1 protein-coding gene is annotated in these 521 nt (G+C 49.3%); it reads left to right on the forward strand.

Annotated features, from left to right (window positions below; translation table 11 throughout):
- Positions 1–521, forward strand: a 521-nt coding sequence (locus tag R7Q46_RS30195; RefSeq protein WP_318078719.1) for an NAD(P)H-hydrate dehydratase, incomplete at both ends; no start/stop codon positions are given.

Genomic DNA, 521 nt, shown 5'->3' on the forward strand with positions numbered 1-521 from the left:
GTTCGAAGCGGGGCAGGGTTAACAGCAAGTATTACGCACCCAGATAGTTTCATCCCTCTGCAGGTCAGTTGCCCAGAAGTGATGAGTCAAAGCATAACCACGGATTTACTCAGAGATACGGAAAACGCGCTCACTAAGCGTATTCGCTGGGCGGATGTTTTGGTGTTTGGCCCCGGTTTTGGCGACGATGAGTGGGCGTATCAAGCTTATCAATACCTATCTCAAGAACAAAAACCGAAAGTTGTGGATGCGGATGGTCTAAATATTCTGGCAATGTTAAGTCAACGATGTGATGGCACATTGGTGTGTGACAACCAACGCGTCATCACTCCTCATCCGGGAGAAGCCGCTCGCTTGTTAAATGTGACCACTCAACATATTGAAAGTGATCGATATTCCGCAGCACGCCAACTGCAAGAACGCTATGGTGGCGTAGTGGTGTTAAAAGGTGCAGGAACGCTGGTTTTTGATGGTGTCAGAATGTATGTGTGCCTCGCAGGTAATCCGGGCATGGCGACGGG

The organism is Vibrio sp. 811 (genome assembly GCF_033339195.1).